The following is a 1005-nucleotide window of genomic DNA, read 5'->3' on the forward strand; positions in this document are numbered from 1 at the left end:
GAGGCCGTGCAACGCCTGCGCCCGCCCCGCCGCCGGCTCGGCCGGCGGGGTCCTGCCGGCCGGGAGGTGGGGGACGACCGCGGCCTGCCCGGAACGGGTCAGCCGCTCCCGGAGCTCCGCCAGCTCACCCTCCCGGCCGGTGAACCGCGGGTTACGCGGCAGATGCGCGGGCAGCCCCCAGACCGCCGGCGGCCGGCCCGGATACCGTGCCCCCCGCCCGGCCGTACCGTTCTCTCCCGCGCTCTCCCTGTCTCTGTCACCGTCCCGGGCCGGGAAGGGCAACGGGCCGGTGGGGCGAACTCGCCCCACCCGCGCCGCCCGGACCCCGTCGAGCAGCCGGGTACGCGCCGTGCTCTCGCCCTCCGGCCCGGACAGGCCGGTCAGATCGATCCAGCCGCGGGTCCCCACCAGCCCCAGCCGCTTCGGATCACACGGCGCGATCCGGACCGGGATCAGCCGCCGGTCGTCCCCGGCCGGGTCCGCCGCCCATATCGCCTGCCATTCCGCGCTGCCCCCGACCGAGTCCAGATAAGCCGGGCTGAGCAGCGCGAGCAGACGACCACCTCGTGTCACACCCGCATGCACCAGCGCCGGCCAGTTCGACCCCGGGACGAAATCCCACGCCTGCACCAGCACCCGGTGCCCGTCGGATTCCAGCGCCTCGGCGATCCACTCCGCCCACGGCTGATCCGTCCGCGTGTACGACACGAAGAAATCCCACACCGTGGCGGTACTGTCACGGCCCCCGTCGCCCACCGCGCGAGTATCCCACCGGACATCCGGCATGCGGCATTCTGTCACCGCTCGGACAAACCACCCCGGCCCGCCCCGGTGGGGATGGGGCCCGCCCGAACCGGCCAAGAACGAGTACGGGTCCGACACCACCAGCGGACGCCGATCAGTCCCTGTCGGCCACGGGATTCGGCGGAACCCTCAGCCGAGCAGGCCCTCCAGCATCGCGGCAGGCCGCCAGCCGATCATGCGGCTCGCCGAACATTCTGATCC

At 73.9% G+C, this 1005-nt stretch carries 1 protein-coding gene; it reads right to left on the reverse strand.

The annotated features are described in order from the left end of the window. On the reverse strand, positions 1–786 hold a 786-nt coding region (locus AC5LSR_RS17705; protein ID WP_493468695.1), incomplete at its 3' end, for a toll/interleukin-1 receptor domain-containing protein. Positions 787–1005 lie beyond the last annotated feature (219 nt).

It is taken from the genome of Protofrankia sp. CiP1_Cm_nod4, from assembly GCF_982290645.1.